Source organism: Paenibacillus dendritiformis (assembly GCF_021654795.1).
Classification (GTDB): Bacteria; Bacillota; Bacilli; order Paenibacillales; family Paenibacillaceae; genus Paenibacillus_B.
Genome location: NZ_AP025344.1, coordinates 4,275,368 through 4,293,947, shown reverse-complemented (window position 1 = coordinate 4,293,947; position 18,580 = coordinate 4,275,368). Strand labels below are relative to the sequence as shown.

At 48.2% G+C, this 18,580-nt stretch carries 21 protein-coding genes; 19 read left to right on the top strand and 2 right to left on the bottom strand.

The genetic code is table 11. From position 1 onward, the window contains the following. Positions 1-843 precede the first annotated feature (843 nt). From L6439_RS19025 to L6439_RS18960, 14 genes are all read left to right on the top strand, one after another. Positions 844-1,188, top strand: a complete 345-nt coding sequence (locus tag L6439_RS19025) for a hypothetical protein (RefSeq protein ID WP_168182501.1) — start codon at positions 844-846, stop codon at positions 1,186-1,188. Between the two features lie 751 nt (positions 1,189-1,939). Next, positions 1,940-2,191 (top strand): DUF7660 family protein, encoded by a 252-nt coding sequence (locus L6439_RS19020; RefSeq protein WP_213469483.1) that lies wholly within the window; start codon positions 1,940-1,942, stop codon positions 2,189-2,191. A 676-nt stretch (positions 2,192-2,867) separates the two neighbouring features. Then, entirely contained in the window at positions 2,868-3,731 is an 864-nt protein-coding gene (locus tag L6439_RS19015; protein WP_213469482.1) for an aminoglycoside phosphotransferase family protein, read from the top strand. Positions 3,732-3,942: 211 nt separating this feature from the next. After that, complete coding sequence (locus L6439_RS19010) at positions 3,943-4,515, top strand: TetR/AcrR family transcriptional regulator (RefSeq protein WP_213469481.1); 573 nt, start codon at positions 3,943-3,945, stop codon at positions 4,513-4,515. Positions 4,516-4,854: 339 nt separating this feature from the next. Continuing rightward, the gene (locus L6439_RS19005; protein ID WP_213469480.1) at positions 4,855-5,289 is read left to right on the top strand and encodes a hypothetical protein; all 435 of its coding nucleotides are present in this window, start codon (positions 4,855-4,857) and stop codon (positions 5,287-5,289) included. Between the two features lie 53 nt (positions 5,290-5,342). Next, positions 5,343-5,696: a DUF4064 domain-containing protein gene (locus tag L6439_RS19000; RefSeq protein ID WP_237096541.1), complete on the top strand. Its 354-nt coding sequence runs from the start codon at positions 5,343-5,345 to the stop codon at positions 5,694-5,696. A 171-nt stretch (positions 5,697-5,867) separates the two neighbouring features. Continuing rightward, on the top strand, positions 5,868-6,545 hold the full coding sequence (locus L6439_RS18995; RefSeq protein WP_213469478.1) for a response regulator transcription factor: 678 nt from the start codon (positions 5,868-5,870) through the stop codon (positions 6,543-6,545). Next, the gene (locus tag L6439_RS18990) at positions 6,542-8,365 is read left to right on the top strand and encodes a sensor histidine kinase (protein WP_213469477.1); all 1,824 of its coding nucleotides are present in this window, start codon (positions 6,542-6,544) and stop codon (positions 8,363-8,365) included. The genes L6439_RS18995 and L6439_RS18990 overlap by 4 nt, the downstream gene beginning before the upstream one ends. Positions 8,366-8,523: 158 nt before the next feature. Further along, entirely contained in the window at positions 8,524-9,342 is an 819-nt protein-coding gene (locus L6439_RS18985; protein ID WP_213469476.1) for a polysaccharide deacetylase family protein, read from the top strand. Between the two features lie 79 nt (positions 9,343-9,421). Then, complete coding sequence (locus tag L6439_RS18980; RefSeq protein ID WP_213469475.1) at positions 9,422-10,099, top strand: GDSL-type esterase/lipase family protein; 678 nt, start codon at positions 9,422-9,424, stop codon at positions 10,097-10,099. 35 nt (positions 10,100-10,134) lie between these two features. Beyond that, positions 10,135-11,541 carry an MBOAT family O-acyltransferase gene (locus L6439_RS18975; RefSeq protein ID WP_213469474.1) on the top strand — a complete coding sequence of 469 codons (1,407 nt, stop codon included), beginning with the start codon at positions 10,135-10,137 and terminating at the stop codon, positions 11,539-11,541. A gap of 14 nt (positions 11,542-11,555) precedes the next feature. Then, the gene (locus L6439_RS18970) at positions 11,556-12,707 is read left to right on the top strand and encodes a DHHW family protein (protein WP_213469473.1); all 1,152 of its coding nucleotides are present in this window, start codon (positions 11,556-11,558) and stop codon (positions 12,705-12,707) included. Then, complete coding sequence (locus L6439_RS18965) at positions 12,704-13,198, top strand: DUF4358 domain-containing protein (RefSeq protein WP_213469472.1); 495 nt, start codon at positions 12,704-12,706, stop codon at positions 13,196-13,198. The genes L6439_RS18970 and L6439_RS18965 overlap by 4 nt, the downstream gene beginning before the upstream one ends. Before the next feature lie 259 nt (positions 13,199-13,457). Continuing rightward, positions 13,458-14,156: a hypothetical protein gene (locus L6439_RS18960; RefSeq protein ID WP_213469471.1), complete on the top strand. Its 699-nt coding sequence runs from the start codon at positions 13,458-13,460 to the stop codon at positions 14,154-14,156. A 138-nt stretch (positions 14,157-14,294) separates the two neighbouring features. Here the strand turns inward: L6439_RS18960 and L6439_RS18955 are convergent, their stop codons facing one another. Further along, on the bottom strand, positions 14,295-14,990 hold the full coding sequence (locus L6439_RS18955) for an aspartate/glutamate racemase family protein (protein WP_213469470.1): 696 nt from the start codon (positions 14,988-14,990) through the stop codon (positions 14,295-14,297). A 31-nt stretch (positions 14,991-15,021) separates the two neighbouring features. Continuing rightward, the gene (locus tag L6439_RS29745; protein WP_369009959.1) at positions 15,022-15,246 is read right to left on the bottom strand and encodes a GrpB family protein; all 225 of its coding nucleotides are present in this window, start codon (positions 15,244-15,246) and stop codon (positions 15,022-15,024) included. Positions 15,247-15,682: 436 nt separating this feature from the next. Here L6439_RS29745 and L6439_RS18950 point away from each other — a divergent pair, with 436 nt between their 5' ends. The 5 genes from L6439_RS18950 (at position 15,683) to L6439_RS18930 (ending at position 18,428) form a co-directional block, all read left to right on the top strand. After that, complete coding sequence (locus L6439_RS18950) at positions 15,683-16,075, top strand: Gfo/Idh/MocA family protein (RefSeq protein WP_213469468.1); 393 nt, start codon at positions 15,683-15,685, stop codon at positions 16,073-16,075. Positions 16,076-16,323: 248 nt separating this feature from the next. Beyond that, positions 16,324-16,599, top strand: a complete 276-nt coding sequence (locus L6439_RS18945) for a hypothetical protein (protein WP_213469467.1) — start codon at positions 16,324-16,326, stop codon at positions 16,597-16,599. Between the two features lie 33 nt (positions 16,600-16,632). After that, positions 16,633-17,178: a GNAT family N-acetyltransferase gene (locus L6439_RS18940; protein WP_213469466.1), complete on the top strand. Its 546-nt coding sequence runs from the start codon at positions 16,633-16,635 to the stop codon at positions 17,176-17,178. 127 nt (positions 17,179-17,305) lie between these two features. Then, positions 17,306-17,971: an MBL fold metallo-hydrolase gene (locus L6439_RS18935; protein ID WP_213469465.1), complete on the top strand. Its 666-nt coding sequence runs from the start codon at positions 17,306-17,308 to the stop codon at positions 17,969-17,971. Positions 17,972-18,077: 106 nt separating this feature from the next. Further along, a complete protein-coding gene (locus L6439_RS18930) occupies positions 18,078-18,428 on the top strand; it encodes a VOC family protein (RefSeq protein ID WP_168182618.1) in 351 nt (116 codons plus the stop codon). The last annotated feature ends 152 nt before the right edge of the window (positions 18,429-18,580 follow it).

Sequence of the window (18,580 nt, the reverse complement as noted above, 5' to 3'; positions counted from 1 at the left end):
CCTAGATTACATAAAATTTATGAACAATTTTTAAATTAAGGGATTTTGATTGCTAGGATTGAAACAAACCGTATAAACCTATAACGGCCACGACCGGTTGCTGAACGATTGATCTCCCTGGAAATAAAAAAGACTCCTCGTTAAGGGAAGTCATTAACACCAAGTTTCTCCTTGAATGCATCCTGAAGGTCTGGAGAAGTTGATCCCTTCCTCGGCAGCAGCATCGTTTAGCCATTTTGGAATGGTGAGTGTGTCTTATTGATGGCCTTCAGACGGATGCGCTCGCGGACGAAATCAGTACTCACTTGGATAAGAGACACAAATTCAAAGTCAGGGAAGGTTACGGTATAACCGCCTTCGTCTGGCTCGCCCGGATGGAACACAGCAGGATAAATGTGATTACTTCGATATGGTTAACCTCCTCGGGAGAAGCAGGGCCTGAATCAGCCCGGCCTGCTCGGAGATGCTTGGATCTTGGATTCCACAGCCGCTCCTGGTCTTGTCCGGTGGACGACGGATACCTCAACCTCCGTGCGCCCCTGCTCGTTACCAAGGATTTTGAAGCGCTTATGCCCGCCGACCATGTTCCCGGTTCGATCATTCCAGACGTTGGGCTCAACACAGCCGAACTCCTCTATGCTTCGGCGAAGCTTCTGGTATTCGGGGTTGTCCAGTTGCAGGTCAACGCGAGGTTTGCAGGCAGCTGCATTAAAATACATACAGAATTTTATTCTTTCATTTGGTGAATATTAATATCGAGAAATGCTTAAGGAAAGGTTGATGAGAATGATTTCTTTTCCAGTTCATGGTTCTAAGCACGATGACTTAGGAGACCATAGAAGAATGGAGACAAGATTTACAATTTCAGCAAATGGAAGAATGGATGCGGCTACAAAAACGTGGACGTCTGACCATTGGGAAGGATTTACTGGTTCTGTTGTTGTTTTTCTTACAGATGCTTCTGGTGACATCCTTCATGCGACTGGTAGCCGCACGTATGGTGTCGATGGTGTCTACATAGGGGATCCAAGTCGAGAAGACGTTTGGAATGAGACAATTCCTGATGACGCATTAAAGAATATGGCAGGATATGCAGTTTGGCAAGCACATACCCCTGACATTATAGTTACTCCTGACGCATTTAAAGAGTGGGCCAAGGCTATTGTGCCAATAACAAAATTTTTTTAAGAAGAGCGAGTTGTGTTGGTTTCTCGGGGTGCCTGCGCAGGTTAGGTTAGGGCAAGTTGGTCCGCGCGTATGAAGCAAACTGTTCCCCGCATGAAAATGCTGCACAGGCGCAGCATTTTTAACCTCAAGAGGCTGGATTTTGACGATATCCCTCAAAATTACATTATTTCTCCATTTTGAATGCTGTTTATGCCTTGCCGTAAGGTAATTGCTGTATTTTTGCAGCAATCCTATTTTCGCATCCTCGTCTCAATGAAATTGCTGCATTCTTGCAGTATTGGCAGAGCAGATGACTAGAGTGGCGGGAGAGACTGCAGCTATAGTGGAGTAGATGACCGGAGCTGCGGACGTACTGGCCGGGAACGATCGAAGAAAGCGAGGTATTTGCGAACCTATCGGACCTGGATGGGCGTTTCGGAGCGGCTGCGCTCCCGGGCGGAGCAGGGCTTATTCAATGCCTTTTCGGGATACGGCACTATATGAAGCTATCTTTGATCGCATCCTCGAAGAAGGTGCTCCCCATGGTTTTCGTGACCTGACGTATTCTTTCTTGATGCCAACAGATGTGAAAGCCAGCGCGAACAAAAACGAGATTATGCGTGCCGTGCCATCGTGGCCGACGCGTTAATGGCGAGTTTGCGGATTATAAAAGCTTGTGGATCAGGCAATGAATATGATATAGAGGAAAGTGCATTTCTATGATGTAATGTGCAGTTCCTGAAGGAAAATGAAAAAGGATTGAATGTTAAAGATGAAGAAGATACTTTTCGAGCTGGCAGATGAAGTGACAGATGAAAAATCCTTTCTCCACTTTATGAGTGAGCTTAGAAAGGACAGAGTAAACCATAGAGAAGAGTGGGAGAATGAATCGATAGAAGCTTTTCTGGAAGCCGCTTCGGAATGGGGATTGGCGTCGAACGATGGTCTTCCCTACTATAATAAGCCCCATAATCCATGGAAGAGGTGTGCTCAGATCCTGTATATGGGAAAGATTTATGAGTAGACGCGAAGAAAGCAGAGGCGCATTAAGAAACTTGGAAGACCCCAACTTTATGTGAAACTCTAGAATAAACGAAAAAACCGAGGATAGACTTGGTTTCTCGACAGCGCTGTGGAAAGAAACGCCCTATAGACATTCTATTCCAAGCCCTTATTGAGATGCTTCTTTTTTAGCGTTTATCCAGGATGAAACTCAGTGTGCCTATGAACGTGATCAAGAGACAGGGAAGCTTGTAAAAAATTCATGATTTTGATGGGGATGATTATAACAACGGTTAAGATTTGCGGTAGGTCAAAGAAGTTATCTAATCGTATTTTCCCTGATGATCCATCAACTGGTAGAAAATGAGGCGTCAGTCTGGTAAAATGTTATTACTCAGCGGCAAAAGGTTCAAAATCTTTACCCGAATCCGTTTGTAAAGTTTGAACTTCTTCATTCTGAAGAACAAGACAATCAGGAAGTTATTGAAGACGTTGCTGTTATTGGACCGGTAACAGATGAGGAAGCTGCTCAAGAACTACTGGAAAGTAAGGGCAAGACTCTCGTATTATTGAGTCTGCAATGAAGATTGCAGTATTTTTTTACTTTTTTTGAAGGATAGACCCGACTTGGGTAGTCTGTAGGAGCAGGCCCCAGGAATACAACGATAAGATAAGGCCTCTGGAAAGGAAGAGAAGCGTTGACGAATTCTATTCGAGACATAGATTGGATGGAAATCCGCAGCGAGGCACATTTACTGCTCCAGCCAGAGGAGTCGGGCGTCGCCGTTCATCCCATAAAGCCCGGTCTGGAAGCAGAGGTAATGAAAGTCAGCATAGGCGGGCTTCATTTTGTGCTTAAATCATGGAATCGGGACTCCAAGCCGAATGTACATGAGCAGTATAAGCTTTTAGAAGCACTTTATAGTCGGGGGCTGCCCGTTTCCAAACCGTATGGGTGGGGGCTTGATCGGGACGAGAATCCGGTCTTATTAACCAGCTTTGACGGGAGTCCTATAGTCAAAGTAAATCAGTCTTTATGTAAAACGCTTGCAATGATGTTAACGCGGGTACATCGAATGCCCATCCAAGATATAGATGAATTGGCGCTTCCCAAGCATGATTTTATTCCTTATTTTTTTCCTGGGATTGAAGAACATGTTGATCTTCAAGAGCTGCTTGTTCAACTCATTGAACGAGGGGATATGAAGCAAGATTGCCTGATTCATGGGGATTTTAATATAGGGAATGTGTTGGAAGCGGAGGGGACGCATACTCTTATCGATTGGACAAACGGACAGCATGGCGACCCCAGATACGATATCGCCTGGGCATTGGTTCTGATCAGGATATACGGCGGCATGCGGTCAAGTTCCCATTATCTTTCTGCCATTTTATCGGAAACTCCCTATACGCAGGAGGAACTGGAGCTGTTCGAGGCAATGGCATCCTTAAGGTGGATATTGCTTCACAGAATGTCTTATTTGCCTACCCGAAAAGGCACGATGTCAAGAGTAAGGAGCCTATTGAAAGGGAATCGGCATTTGAATGAGGATTTACTTTGAAAGCAGCTTGTATAGTAAGTTGGCTAACCTTTCGGTGCTCCATCGTTCTCGCGGGTAGCGCTTATTCGCTTATTATATTTCTCAATCGAAATCAATATGGGCTTATTCTGCGGTGTTCCAACGTGCTTCTTTCTGCGTTGACAAAAAAATGCAACTGTGCTTTAATGTGAATGAATAAAAAAAAATTCATTCACAAGAGGTTAGGTAACGGATGGATAAAAAACAGCTCATCTTTCAGTGTGGTTGGGAATTGTTCCACTCCAAGGGATTCAAAGATACGAATATCTCAGACATTGCAAAAATGGCGGGAATAGCGGTGGGGACTTTTTATAACTACTATTCCTCGAAAGAGAAATTGTTCTTTGAAATCTATATGAAAGAAAACGAGATATTGAAAAAGCGGATTGTCGAATCCGTCGACATGAGCCAAGATCCCGTATCGCTTGTAAGCACATTAGTGGAGCAGAACATCAGTGCCATGAACTCGAATCTCATCCTGAAGGAATGGTATAACCGGGAGCTCTTCCGGGAACTGGAACGCTGCTATGAAGAGGTCAAAGGAAATGAGGAGTCGATTCACAATTTATACACGGAATTATTTAGAAAATGGAAAGCGGAAGGAAAAATAAGAAAGGATATTGATGATGAACTTTTGCCCGCATTCTTTGACTCGTTAGCTTATATCGATTCACATAAGGAAGAGATTGGGGTTCGCCATTTTCCGCAACTGATTCAGTATTTGGCGGAGTTTATCATGAAAGGGTTAACGGACTGCCAAAAATAAGAGGAATGCAGGCAGTCCTTTTTTGGACGGGAATGAATGAATTTTAAAATATTCATTCATCGCTGCGAAGGGGTGGAGATGGTCCATTTTCCTCATCCAAACTTTGGCTCTCAAAAGGTTTTAAATCGATTTTTTCTACCGGGAGAAGAGATCCATCACAGGTGAAAAGTCCCATAGACTACGCAATGGCCTGATTTTACGGGATCCAAGCGACCGCGTCGGATTGCTGGGGGCATCGTCGCCTTCAGGAAGCACTATCGGCCTGCTGGAAGCATCGTTGCCTCCTGGGGCTTGGACGTGCGGAGGAAATTGCTGCTATTTTACAGGAATTTCGGCTTAATGAGTCCCCATCCCGAGGAATTGCTGCAAATCTGCATCATTTTAGGCCCTTTTGCTTCAAACCGAAGCGAAACGGGGGAAATTCCTGTAATTTTGCAGGATTCCCTTTCTGGAATAGTCGTCCATATCGAATTGCTGTATTTCTGCAGGATTTCGCTTACCGAATCGGCGTGTCTGGAGAAATCGTGGAGTTTGCGGATTTCGCCTGCCGAATCGGCGTGTCTGGAGAAATCGTGGAGTTTTGCGGATTTCGCCTGCCGGATGGGCGTGTCCAGGGAAATGGTACAGTTTTCGTCTGGTAGAACTATCCATTTTCCTGCTCAAAACTTCTTTCTCAACAGCCTGGATATGCTAGCGAGGAGGGGATTCATCAACCAAACCGTGAAACGAGTGCCACGGGAAAGATCTTTATATTACAAGGGAGGTTCAACATGAAACGAACAGGGGAAATCGCGTTAAGCATAATTGGAGCCGTAGTGAGTCTCATTATGATCGTGACCGGCTTGGTTTTTTTATACCTGAAAGATAATGAAGATTATGTGAATGATTTGTATGCCCATTGGACGGACGGCGAAGCAGCCGCTTCGCTCGATCAGATGAATCAAGCGGGAACGATGTGGGTTCTCCCCGGGATGATCGGCTGTGTGCTAGGTCTTATTGTGATGATTTGGTTGAAAGGCAGCGGCAGCCCGAAGCTGGCAGGATGGACGCTTATTCTTGTATCGATGGCGGTTTGCATTATTTCGGTGTTCGGGTTCATTCCTGCCATGTTCTTTGTTATCGCAGGAATTATGGCATTGGCACGAAAACCAAATGGAAGAAAGAAACAAGCAATTCGGTAAGTAAAAAAATGGAAATTGGGTATTTTAGCCCGCTCGGCTTTATTTCCTCCCGAACATATTTGTCTCCATTCCGCCAACATGTTAGGATATCCAATGATGTTATGTTCCGAAAACAAGGCTCCTCAGGCAAGCGATATGGGGGGCTGCTCCAAAAAGATGTGAGGTCATCATATGTCGAGAACAATATTGATTGTGGAAGACGAGCAGATTTTGCGGGAAATCATGAAGGATTATTTGTTCAATGAAGGCTATGAAGTACTGGAGGCGGGCGACGGAAAGCAGGCGCTGTCGCTCTTTCATGAGCATGAAGTGGATTTGATTATTCTGGATATCATGCTGCCGGAGTTGGACGGATGGTCGGTGTGCCAGCGCATTCGCAAGGCATCGAACGTTCCGATTATTATGCTGACGGCGCGCGCGGATGAGGACGATACGCTGCTCGGATTCGAGCTGGGCGCGGACGATTATGTCACAAAGCCGTATAGTCCGCCCATCTTGCTCGCTCGGGCGAAGCGGCTGCTGGAAAGCCGGCATGTCCGCGATCAGGAGGCCGACACCTTATCCGGCGGCGGCATTACGGTTCATCTCCCCTCCCGAACCGTGACGGTGGACGGGACTGCCTGCAGCTTGACCCATACCGAATTTGAAATCTTGGCGTATCTGATGAAAAACAAAGGACTCATCATCACGAGGGATCAGCTTATTACAAAAATATGGGGCTATGATTTCGTCGGGGACGATCGCACGGTCAACAGTCATATTCGCAATCTGCGCTCCAAGCTGGGGGAACAGGCCAAGTCCATTGTCACCGTCGTTCGCTCGGGCTATAAATTCGAGGATCAGCCATGAAAAAGGGCATCGTCTTCAAGCTTTTTCTGTTAACGACCGCCCTGTGTCTGTTCATCCTTGCGATCGTTTTTGTGGGACAAAGCCTTTTCTTCAAACAAATGTATGTGCGTCAAAAGGTGGCGAGTGTAAAGTCTGCCATCGAAGCCTATGAACAGGACTTTCTGAAGCATGCCGGGAACGTCCAGGCGATGGTCGGGCTTGAACAAGATTTTTATCAAAAGCATGGCACCTGGATCGCGGCGTTGGACGATAGGGGCAATCTGCTGTATACCGATGATTTTCAAATGGAGATCAGACTGGATCGGGTCGGCGGAAGCCCCGGCCTGGCCGGCACCACGCTTATTGTTCCGCTGTACACCGTCATGAAGGTTGAGGAATTCAGCAGCGACAATTCGTTTTTGGTTCCCTGGATTGAAGAGGGGGAGCGGATAACGTTCGAAGGCGTAATCATGAACAAGCAACTCGTCGTGCAGCGGATGGGGCGAAGTGTCTCCAATCTGAGGGAGGAGAACCGTCTGGAAAATCATCAGATGGTGAACAAGGAATATCAAGTCGTCCCCCGGTTCGGGAATCCGACGGAATATTTCGACAAGTATCCCCCTTTCCTGGAAAAGGGAACGATTACGGCTATCCGGATACCGGAAGGGGCGGGCGTGTCACGCTATACGAACCATTTATTTCTGGACAGGATTAAAGCGTTTCAGGCAGATCTGCTGTACGGAGACTATGACAGCGGCGCAAATCCGAGTCAGATCATCGATTTTGAAGAAAATCATGTGAATTACAAAATCTTCGTGGATCGCATCGAGGATCGCAACGGGAAGGCCGCCTACCTGTTCGCGATGACGTCGCTGCAGCCCGTGAACGAAGCCGCGGGGATGATGCAGGACTACTATGTATATATCATCGTCGCCACGCTGCTGCTCGTGCTGCTGGCCTCGTTCTATTTCTCCCGCCGCATCGCCCGGCCGCTGCTGCGCATGAACAAGACGACGCAAAAAATGGCCGGCCTGGACTTTTCCGAGAAAATTCCGGTCACGACCAAGGATGAGATCGGGGAGCTGTCCCGCAACATTAATGAGCTCTCCGCGCGGCTGCATTCCCATATTGCCCGGCTGGAGGAGGATATCGAGAAAGAAAAGCAGCTCGAGAATACGCGCAAGGAATTTATAGCCGGGGTGTCGCATGAATTGAAAACGCCGCTGAGCGTCATTCAAAGCTGCCTGTCCATACTTAAGGACGGGGTGGCCAGCCATAAGCGGGATTATTATTTTGCGGCGATGGAAGATGAAGTGAGACGGATGGATCTGCTGATCGCGGATATGCTGGAGCTGGCCAAATATGAGTCCGGCACGTACAAGATGGAGATGGAACCGTTCGATATCGCTGCTGTCCTGGAGCGGATATGCGCGAAGTTCGCTTCCGGCATCGCGGGCAAGGAATTGGAGCTGCACACTCATCTTCAGCCGTTCGAAGTGGAGGCCAATCAACGCCGGATCGAGCAAGTGATCGTCAATTTCCTCACGAACGCGATTCGCTATACGCCGGAACGGCAGGCCATTATTGTGTCGACCATGGAGGAGCGGGATACCGTACAGGTTTGCATCGAAAATAAAGGGGCCCATATTCCCGATGAACAGTTGGAGAAGATATGGGATCGTTTCTATCGCGGCGAGCCTTCCCGCCAACGCTCGACCGGCGGAACCGGACTCGGCCTGGCGATCTCCAAGAAGATCCTGGAGCTGCACGGCGTGCCGTACGGCGTAAGCAATACGGCGGAAGGCGTGATGTTCTATTTCCATTTGCATAAAAAAAGGTAGGGCGCGCAGAACTTTGGTTCTGCGCTTTTTTGTTGCGTTCAAGGGCATGCGGCCGGATTCCCGGCCTCTGCGGTTTATCAAGCAATCTTTATTTTATCTGCATTTTATCTTTATCTCTCTCTATTATTCTGTCTAGTGTGAGAGGGGATGGATGGAACATGACAGCACGAACCAACCTTGAACGAAGCACGAGGCAAAGAAGGTCCAGAAAGAAGAAACGAGGCCGATTCATCGCAGGACTGGCGGCCGTTGCGCTGCTCGTCTTTTGCTTCATGAAAGTTACATCGTTGCTGGAGACGGCGGCGGCGAAGCAACACGGACAGGGCCATCATGCGGCGGCGAAGAGCAGCGACGCCCGGCCGCAAGGGAAAACCGTTTATTTAACCTTCGACGACGGTCCGAGCGAACTGACCGGGAAGCTTTTGGACGTTTTGCGGCAGCACGGCGTCAAGGCCACTTTTTTTATGCAGGGAACCAATCTGGAACGCCGCAGCTGGCAAAGCGCTGTGAAGCGCGCGGTGCGTGAAGGGCATTATGTCGGCGGCCATAGCATGACTCATCAATATAAAAAGCTGTACGAAGAGGGACAATTCGTCCCGGAGATGAGAGAAACCTTATCGCTCATCCATGATATTACGGGCGAGAATCCGCATTTGGTGCGTCCGCCGTACGGCTCGGCTCCGGGATTGGAAAATGAGCAGCTTCGCGATCAAATCGCGGACGACGGGATCAAAATCTGGGATTGGACCATTGACTCGAACGACTGGGATCTGAAGGATCGCCCCGAGCAGATTGTCCAGAACATTAAAAAAGCGACGACAGACGAGCTGGAAGTCGTGCTCATGCATGAGAAGCCGCAAACGCTGCAGGTTCTCCCGGAGATCATCGCCTTCTACCAACAGGAAGGGTACAGCTTCGGCGTGTATGATGATGCCAAGCATTTTCATCTGAATTTCCAGAAGGATCATCGCTTGTAACGGGAACGGAGGGCACCGCAGCCCGGCTCCGTTCCGGACGGATGCAAGACGTCCTGATAATGAAGAAAGGGAGAGGAATATGACATCGAAATTAATCTCTGCACTATTGATCGGGAGCATCGTAATCACCTTGGCCGCATGCGGACAGGAGTCCGGCAGCCAACAACCGCAAAATTCTGCGCTTCAAGCGCGACAACAGGAGGGCGGATCCGCCAAGTCAACCGAGGCTTCCTACCCATCGATTTTTCAAGACAGCGTCTTTCTGGGGGATTCGATCACCGAGGGGCTGTCCTTCCATGATGTGCTGGATGAGGCGAATGTGCTGGCAGGCGCGGGCAAAACGGCCGAATTCGCGCTCAAGGATATCGGCGAGTTGGCGAAGCGAAGCCCGAAACATGTTTTTATTCAATTGGGGTCGGACGACATCCTCTGGCCTACGGACGATCCGAAGGCTTACTCGTTGGCGCATTACGCCACCTTGATCGGCTCGATCAAGGAAAAGCTGCCGCAGGCCAAAATCACGATCTTAGCGGTCACCCCGGTTACGGCTGAGCGGGAGAAGGAAGAGCCCCGCTACAAAAATATAAGCGATTATAATCAAGGCTTGAAAGAGCTGGCGGAGAAGGAGCAGGTCGGATTTGTCGATATATCTCCGATCGTTGCCGACCATCCTGATCTCTATGATGAGGATGGCATCCATTTTAAAGCCGGGTTCTATCCGTTCATGCTGGATGCGCTGAAGGATGCAGTGAAATAACATGCCTATCGTTCGATTATGCGAGGTGACAGAACGTGGTCTTTAGCAGTCTCCTGTTTCTGTTCCTCTTTTTGCCGGCAACGATTCTGATCTACTATGTATCGCCGAAGAGGCTTAGAAATGCGGTACTGCTCGCCGCAAGCCTGATCTTCTATGCCTGGGGCGAGCCTGTCTATATTTTTATCATGATTTTCTCGACCGTCTTCGATTATGTTAACGGACTGTTGATCGAGAAGTACCGGCACCGCAAGCCGATCGCCAGAGCGGTCTTTATCGGCTCCATCGCCGGCAGCTTGGGCATTCTCTGCTTCTTCAAATATGCCGGATTTGTCGTCGGCACGATTAACCAGTTATTCCATTTGCATATCCAGGCGGCGGATCTGCCCCTGCCGGTGGGCATATCCTTCTATACGTTCCAGACGATGTCTTACATCGTGGATGTATACCGGGACAAAGTGCCCGTACAGAAGAATATCATCTCCTTCGGCGCTTATGTCACCATGTTCCCGCAGCTTGTCGCGGGTCCGATCGTCAAGTACGGCGATATCGCGGGACAATTGGCCTCCCGAACGATGACGCTGGACCGGTTCGGCGAAGGGGCGGAATTATTCATCAGAGGACTTGCCAAAAAAGTGCTGCTGGCCAATAATATCGGCTTGCTGTGGACGAGCGTGAAGGCGGCGCCGGCAGAAGAGCTGAGCGTCTTGTCGGCCTGGCTTGGCATTATCGCCTTTACGTTCCAGATCTATTTCGATTTTAGCGGATATTCGGATATGGCGCGCGGACTCGGGAAGATGTTCGGATTCGATTTTCTGGAAAACTTCAATTATCCCTATATAGCGAAAAGCGTTACCGAGTTCTGGCGCAGGTGGCATATTTCATTGGGCGCCTGGTTCCGCGAATATATCTATATTCCGCTCGGGGGCAACCGATCGGGCCTGCCGATTCAGTTCCGCAATCTGTTCGCCGTCTGGCTCGCCACCGGCTTATGGCACGGATCGAACTGGAACTTTATTCTATGGGGCTTGTATTTCGGCGTTGTCGTTACGGCCGAGAAGCTGTTCCTCTTGAACTGGCTGCAGCGCAGTCCTCGGTTCGCAGGGCATGTCTATACGCTTCTCATCGTGATCATGGGCTGGGTCTTGTTCGAATTCGAAAATCTGGGTTCCGCCGCGGAATTCATCGGGACGATGTTCGGGTACGGCACGCATGTATTGGCAGACCGTCAAGCGCTCTATGATCTGTCCGCGAATGTAGTCTTGCTGATTGTGCTGGCATTTTGCGCGACGCCGCTTCCCCGGAAGGCGTTATCCTTCTTCAGGGACAAAGGGAAGATAGCAGGAGTTGTCCTCGTACCGGCGATATATTTTCTGTTCCTGTCGCTGTCGACGGCTTATCTGGTCACGGAAACGTACAACCCATTCCTCTATTTTCGCTTTTGAAGGAGGCGGCGCCGATGAACAAATACGACAAAATCTATAAGTATGTAATGGCCGCACTGCTGCTCCTTTTTATAGGCGCGCTCGCCGTGCTGAATGTTGTGACGCCGGATCGCGAATTTTCGGAAGCGGAAAATCGGGTGTTGGAGAAGCGGCCGGACTTTATGCTGCTGTCGCTGGCGGCGGGGAAATTTACTTCCAGCTACGAGAAGTATGTGTCCGATCAATTCCTCTTCCGGGATGCCTGGATCGGAGTGAAGACCGACGCGGATCGGGCCATCGGGAAGAAGGAGAGCAACGGGGTGTACTTGGGGAAGGACGGCTTCCTCATTCAACGGTTCAACCCGCCGGAGGACAGGGCTGTGGAGGATAAGGCAGAGGCCATTCGAGCGTTCGACTTTGCCACGCCCGGCGTTCGCAAATATATGATGCTTGCGCCTACGGCCGCCATGCTGCTCCAGGATAAGCTCCCGGCGTATGCCGCGGCCGGCGATGAATCCGCCTATGCGGACCAGGTCCGGCATGCGCTTCCTGCCGGTATTCGCTTCGTCGATGTGTATCCTGCGCTGTCTGCCGAACGGGAACAGCCTATCTTTTACCGGACCGACCATCATTGGACCACGACCGGAGCCTATTACGCTTACCGGGAGCTATGCAAGCACATGGGGGTCATCCCGCTGGACAAGGAAGATTTCCGCATTCGGCTCGTAACGAATGAATTCTACGGGTCGCTCTATTCGAAGAGCGGATTCCGGCATATCCGGCCGGACCGGATCGAGCTCTATCTGCCCAAGAAAGAAGCGGACTATAAGGTGGAGTATGTCGATGAACAGCGAACAACGGATTCCTTGTACGAGTTCGGCAATCTCAACAAGAAGGACAAGTATACGGTGTTTTTGAACGGCAATCATCCGCTGATAAAAATCACGACGGCCCGCCCGGAGGGAAAGAAGAAGCTGCTGGTGGTCAAAGATTCGTACGCCAATAGCTTGCTGCCCTTCTTAACGGAGCATTTCAGCGAAATCTATGTCGTCGATCTCCGGTATTACGGGGAAGACTTGACGGCGCTCGTGCGGCAGCACGGCATCCGTGACATGCTGCTGCTCTATAATGTCCATACGTTCTTTGAAGATCCATCTATTCAGAATCTATCGGAGTTGATCGAATGAAACCATATAGACAAGAGATTTGGAAGTATTTCGTCTTTTTATTCATGTTAGCCGTTGTCATCGGGGCATTGGCCGGATGTTCAGGCAAGCAAGCCGGGGAGGAGCCCTCGGCCGCCGCGGTGGGGGAACGAATCCACCAGGCGGTGAATCTGGATGAGATGAAGCAGGGGGATATCAAGAAACTGGTCAAGCTGTATCATATCGAGGCCGATGAAGTGGAGGATTTTATGCTGTATACGGCTGCATCGAATGTGAAGGCGGACGAATTGGCGATCATCAAGGTAAAAGATGCGGATCAGGCTGAACGCGTCAAGCAAAATATATTGCAGAGAATCGATGCCCAGACGGTAAAGTTTAAAGACTATCGCCCGGAAGAGTATTTTCTCATCGAAAAGCATGTGCTGAAAACGAAAGGGCGCTTTGTCTTTTTCGCGGTCTCTAAAGAGGCGGCTCAAATGGAAGCGGCGTTTGACAGCGCGTGGCAGCACTAGATGGAGACGACAAGGCATCCCCGCCTGAGGTGCGACGATAGGACGTTTCTCGTGAGCATTAAGGGAACGGGTTCTAGCGTGAGCGGCGAGAGGTTTTTGGCCTTGCATCGAGAATATATGAAGGAAGCCTTTCTTCGAAGCTCAGTTGCCGCGCGGTGGACGGAGCATTTTCTCCAAGAATAGGAGGAAAGTCATGAATCGCTCGATATCTGCGAGCGGTGAATACATTTAATCATATGACCAATTAAGCAGGTGCGTGATGGAAAAGGAACAGCTGGCTTTCAAATGTAGAGCATGCAAACAAGTTGCGGAAAAAAACGAACTCGATAGCAGAGGGTTCGATATCGTAGCGTATGAAGATATGATGGATTGGTCTGATTTTTCCCAATCTGTGCCCGGCTTGGACGAGCAAATATGGCAGAGGACAATAACGGCGCCAAGCAAAGGTGAAATGAAAAAAGTGCAAGTGTACTTTCCTTTTCATATGTCGGTGGGAGAAACTTTTTGGACTTTATTCAGACCTGCTTTGTCGAGCTTCAATGGCTGGGAGGAACACCCGGATGAGATCGGTTCCTCCGCATTGGTGAAATGTCGTTTTGAAAGCATTCTCTCCAAAAATGAAGAAAAAGCGTGGATAACTCTCGCTATTAAAGAAGTGTTGCCGTTAACCGAAATATGCGATAAGCTGCCTGAAAAAGAGGGCGCCGGATATTTGGACGGGTTCAAAATGTTTGGAGCGTCTTATGTGATGAAGTACAATGAGTGGATTCTGTTTGACGCAGGCGCCCAAGGAGATTTAGGAATTTGGGCTCTAGTGAGACAGCACAGCAAAAAGAGCAGTCTGGTTGCATATGGTGAATGGGGCTTTCACTCCAGCCTGGTCTACTGCGCCAACAAGGTACTTCCTGAGAGCGAGCTGAACGAATTATTGGAACGCTCTATAACATATGATGATTAAATCAATGAAGCAACGGAGCTGCCAGATCGGTCTAATCGGGAAAGCGGGCGTTAAAGGGGAAGAGCTTGAAATCAGGCTTTTTCCCCTTCTGCAGTGCGTGTGGCATGAACTTCATCTCTAGACCTTTGTTCAATAAGCTTATTTTGATTCTAATGCTATGTTAACGGATTCAATGGCGTGTATTACCGTTGTATCAAACAATAGTACATCAGCATCCTCTGGTTTTATCAATAAGCCAATTTCTGTACAACCGAGAACGATTCCTTCTGCACCATTATGAACCAAGTGTTTAATTACTTGTTTATAATAGTCTCTGGATGATGGTTTAATAATCCCCAAACATAACTCTTCATAAATTACTTTATTAACGATTTCTCGTTCAGAATGAGTTGGAATGAATACCTTGATACCGTTTGCCTCTAATCGCGACTTATAAAAATCTTGTTCCATTGTATATTTTGTCCCTAACAAACCTACCGTACTTATGTTTGATTTTTTTATTTTATTTGCCGTAGCATCTGCGATATGCAAAATTGGAATGTTTATTTTTTCTTCGATATATTCAATGACTTTATGCATCGTATTTGTGCAAATAACGATAAAATCCGCTCCTGCTTTTTCTAATGAACAGGCAACATTGCCTAATCGCATACCGGCCTTGTCCCACTTGCCTTCTGCTTGATAACGTTCAATCTCTTCGAAATCAACGCTGTATAAAAGACATTCTGCCGAATGCAATCCGCCCAGTCTATTTTTTACTTCTTCGTTAATGATTTGATAATACTCAGCCGATGATTCCCAACTCATTCCGCCTATTAGTCCAATTGTTTTCATTAGATTTCCACTCCCTCTTCGATGCTGTTTTTCATCCGGCGGCATTACTCCTCTTCCCAAACGTTCTGAAGCGGAAGTCCCTTCTCCGTTCTTGCGGCATCGACTGCTCTCTGGAGATAAATTCGGTTTTAGAACGGGTATATTGCTCCATGGTAACTCCATTAATTTTGGCCGTTCGCTTTTTGAGCTCGCTATATTCCCGGACCAAATCGGGATGTTGCTGTAAATAGTCCCGAAAAAGAAACTCGTTTCGCATATAGAACTCATCGTTATACGGGAGGATATGTAATCTTGATTTTGTCTTCCAACGCCCGCACCATCCTCTCAAGCATCGTTCAAATTAGATGAATAGATTTCCATTTGTTCAGGACATTCATCTTATCAAACCTCAAACGCTAGCGTCAAACCTAGATTCAAGACGATGGCCTAACCAGATTGCACCGCCCCTGATTAAGAAATCGGGGGCGGCTTTTCGATGTTGATAGTGTGCAACCGATCATCCCGCTATAATGAAGCTATCCATAGCAAGGAGGTTTTGGCATGACATTGGGCGAAAAAATACAACAGCTTCGAAAAGCGAACCGCTTCTCTCAGGAACATAGCTGAAGTGCTTGACTCGAGCTACTCCTTGAGACTCTCCTTTGATAGATGCGAGGCCAATTCTAAATCCAGATTTTTAGATTATATATCGAATGCTGCGTTTGCAAGTCAAGAATGCCCGGGCCTTATACTTCAGAATCGAAAATCCCCATAAAGGAGATATCCATGAAAACAATTCAATTAGGCATGATTGGAAGCGGACATGTCAGCAATCGCTTCCCCATTCCTTGCACGCGGAGCCGGTAATCTCCGCGCTGGAACGGGGCCTGCATGTACTTAACGAGAAGCCGATGGCTGCTTCCTTCGAGGACTGCCAACGCATGGTTTCCCTTGCCGAGGACAAGGGCGCTATCTTCATGAGTCTGCCGTTTGAGTTGCATCCAGTCTTCTTAGCGGCATCCGAGTTCGTGAATGAGCGCTACATCGGCAAGGTTACCGGGGCCGAAGCGCAGCTGTCCCTTCCCGGCCCATGGCGTGATAATTAGTATTTTACTAAGCCCATCGCCCATTTCGTTCAGTGTCTTCGAAGCGGTCAGCAGCCAATACAGTCGGGCAGGCAGCAGCTTCACGTGCATGAAATTATGTTCGGAGCCTATCGTTCGGCGGAATCGGGGGAACGGTACTCCTTAACGACAACATTTACGCCATGGGCCAAGCTGGATCCGCTTCTATTCGATACCCGCAGTCAGTATCTATAAGTTACTGTGGTCTCAAGATCAAGGAGAGTGGGAAGATGGCGATTTGCATTGAGTTCGAATTAATCGAAGAGAGAGGAACCGCCGCGCGCTACCGCTATGGCCATTGCATGCAAACCTTGGAATATGAACTGGAAGTCGATCTTTCCAAATTAATGAGCGGGGAAATAGGAAAAGACACGCCATTGAACAATATCATTGTTTTTACGAGTGAAAAGAAGAGCGAATGGATGGCATATCGCGTGTTCTCCAAAATCTATAAGCATTACGCTGCCGAAGGTCAATATGTCAAGCGAGGCGGATATTATGCTTGATGGGCGCCACATGACAAGGAGGGGTGAATACGTATGATCGCGCTTCAATATTTCGAGCCTTCCGATTTTCAACAACTGATATCATGGAGCGGGGATGAAGCATTTTTGCTCCAATGGGCCGGGCCGGAATTCAAATATCCACTGACTGAAGATCAGTTGCTCGAATATATCAAGGGAGCTAATGATGTAGAGCGTTCACACAGACTTATATATAAAGCAATCGAAACGGAAACCAATCAGACAGTCGGTCATATTTCCATCGGCCGAATAGAAAGATATAACCGCTCAGCAAGAATAGGCAAGGTACTCATCGGAAATAAGAGCAGCCGGGGCAAGGGGTACGGTACACAAATCATGCAGCAGGCGTTAAGAATAGGATTTGAAGAACTGCAGTTGCACCGGATAAGTCTTGGTGTTTTTGATTTTAACGAATCAGCCCGAAGATGCTATGAAAAACTAGGCTTCGTTCAAGAAGGCGTAACAAGGGATGCAAGACGGTATCAAGATTCCTATTGGAGTTTGGTAGAGATGAGTATATTAGAAGATGAATGGGGAAACACGAAATCGCTTTATAACTAGATGCAGCTCTCAAGGGAGACAATGATGAGAATTTTTTCATGGCAGGAATGTTTTTGGAAAACCCGTGCGGTGAGTCCCCTCAAGGAAAGATGAAGGAAGCATGGTAGACGGATGGAGGCCCGATATTATGGAAATTTCAAAGGGAATAGAAATGCTTCATCTAGATTTTCATGGGAATATTATTCACCCAATTCTTTTATGGGATCGAGAAATGGCTGTTTCAATAGACACAGGATTCCCAGGGCAAATTGAAGATTTACGCGTGGCCATGGAAAAAGTAGAAGTGTCGTTCGACAAACTAAAAGTTGTGATTCTGACGCATCAGGATGTGGATCATATAGGCAGTCTTCCTGAGATTTTGCAGGATTGTGGTAGTAATGTTAAAGTTTATGCACACGAACTGGATAAGCCGTATATTCAGGGGGAGAGACCGCTTTTAAAAGACGGGCACCTTGAGAATCCCCCAAAAGGCAGAGTGGACGATACCTTGATTGACGGTCAGGAACTGCCGTTTTGCGGCGGGATTCGGGTAATCCATACTCCGGGGCATACTCCCGGTCATATCAGCCTTTATTTACGGCAAAGTAAGACTCTCATTGCAGGGGATTCGATGTACAGTGTAAATGGGATTCTCGGGGGAATTCATGTCCCGACCACACCGGATATGAATGCAGCCCGTCTCTCTTTAAAAAAGTATTTAGACCTCGACATTGCATCCGTGGTTTGTTATCACGGGGGATTAAGTAATGTAAATGTTCATGATCAGATATTAGGACTTAGCCAAGGATTATAAAATTAACGTAAGGACAGGGCAACGAGTCTCCGCGCAAAGGTTATCATTTGCACTAATGTGATACGATAAACCAGAATAAATATCCAGGAAAAGGATGTGTAGCCTTGTGAGACTGAATCATCTCAATCTTACGGTCACCGATGTTCCGGCAGCTTCCGATTTTTTGACGACTTATTTCGGCCTGCAAGCCATGGACACGAGCGGAGATCCGCGCGGCGATGCCTTTGGAGTCCTGTTCGACGATGACGGATTAGTGCTCACATTAATGAAAGGATCTCAAGCCAGTTACCCGAAAACATTTCATATCGGCTTCATCCAGGAGAGCGAAGAAAAGGTGAACGAGATGAACCAGCGGCTGAAGGAAGACGGTTTCGATGTCGCGCCGCCGAAAAGATCCCACGCCTGGACATTTTATGTGAAAGCCCCAGGCGGGTTCACCGTCGAGGTGCTCGCTTGATAACCGATTCGGTCCTTAGCCTTTGCGCGCCGCGCAAGGGCTTTTTGACGATATGGCGGCCTGTGAGCCGTTACAGGACGGCATGATGACGGAAGTGAAAACATTATAATGTTATATTGACGCGGGCGAAGTGGAGTGCTACGATGAGACCA

Coding starts and splice junctions, on each gene's coding strand:
- L6439_RS19025 (WP_168182501.1), top strand. CDS start 844: ATGGAGACAAGATTTACAATTTCAGCAAATGGAAGAATGGATGCGGCT.
- L6439_RS19020 (WP_213469483.1), top strand. CDS start 1,940: ATGAAGAAGATACTTTTCGAGCTGGCAGATGAAGTGACAGATGAAAAA.
- L6439_RS19010 (WP_213469481.1), top strand. CDS start 3,943: ATGGATAAAAAACAGCTCATCTTTCAGTGTGGTTGGGAATTGTTCCAC.
- L6439_RS19005 (WP_213469480.1), top strand. CDS start 4,855: ATGAGTCCCCATCCCGAGGAATTGCTGCAAATCTGCATCATTTTAGGC.
- L6439_RS19000 (WP_237096541.1), top strand. CDS start 5,343: ATGATCGTGACCGGCTTGGTTTTTTTATACCTGAAAGATAATGAAGAT.
- L6439_RS18995 (WP_213469478.1), top strand. CDS start 5,868: ATGTCGAGAACAATATTGATTGTGGAAGACGAGCAGATTTTGCGGGAA.
- L6439_RS18990 (WP_213469477.1), top strand. CDS start 6,542: ATGAAAAAGGGCATCGTCTTCAAGCTTTTTCTGTTAACGACCGCCCTG.
- L6439_RS18985 (WP_213469476.1), top strand. CDS start 8,524: ATGACAGCACGAACCAACCTTGAACGAAGCACGAGGCAAAGAAGGTCC.
- L6439_RS18980 (WP_213469475.1), top strand. CDS start 9,422: ATGACATCGAAATTAATCTCTGCACTATTGATCGGGAGCATCGTAATC.
- L6439_RS18970 (WP_213469473.1), top strand. CDS start 11,556: ATGAACAAATACGACAAAATCTATAAGTATGTAATGGCCGCACTGCTG.
- L6439_RS18965 (WP_213469472.1), top strand. CDS start 12,704: ATGAAACCATATAGACAAGAGATTTGGAAGTATTTCGTCTTTTTATTC.
- L6439_RS18960 (WP_213469471.1), top strand. CDS start 13,458: ATGGAAAAGGAACAGCTGGCTTTCAAATGTAGAGCATGCAAACAAGTT.
- L6439_RS18955 (WP_213469470.1), bottom strand. CDS start 14,990: ATGAAAACAATTGGACTAATAGGCGGAATGAGTTGGGAATCATCGGCT.
- L6439_RS29745 (WP_369009959.1), bottom strand. CDS start 15,246: ATGCGAAACGAGTTTCTTTTTCGGGACTATTTACAGCAACATCCCGAT.
- L6439_RS18950 (WP_213469468.1), top strand. CDS start 15,683: ATGCTGCGTTTGCAAGTCAAGAATGCCCGGGCCTTATACTTCAGAATC.
- L6439_RS18945 (WP_213469467.1), top strand. CDS start 16,324: ATGGCGATTTGCATTGAGTTCGAATTAATCGAAGAGAGAGGAACCGCC.
- L6439_RS18940 (WP_213469466.1), top strand. CDS start 16,633: ATGATCGCGCTTCAATATTTCGAGCCTTCCGATTTTCAACAACTGATA.
- L6439_RS18935 (WP_213469465.1), top strand. CDS start 17,306: ATGGAAATTTCAAAGGGAATAGAAATGCTTCATCTAGATTTTCATGGG.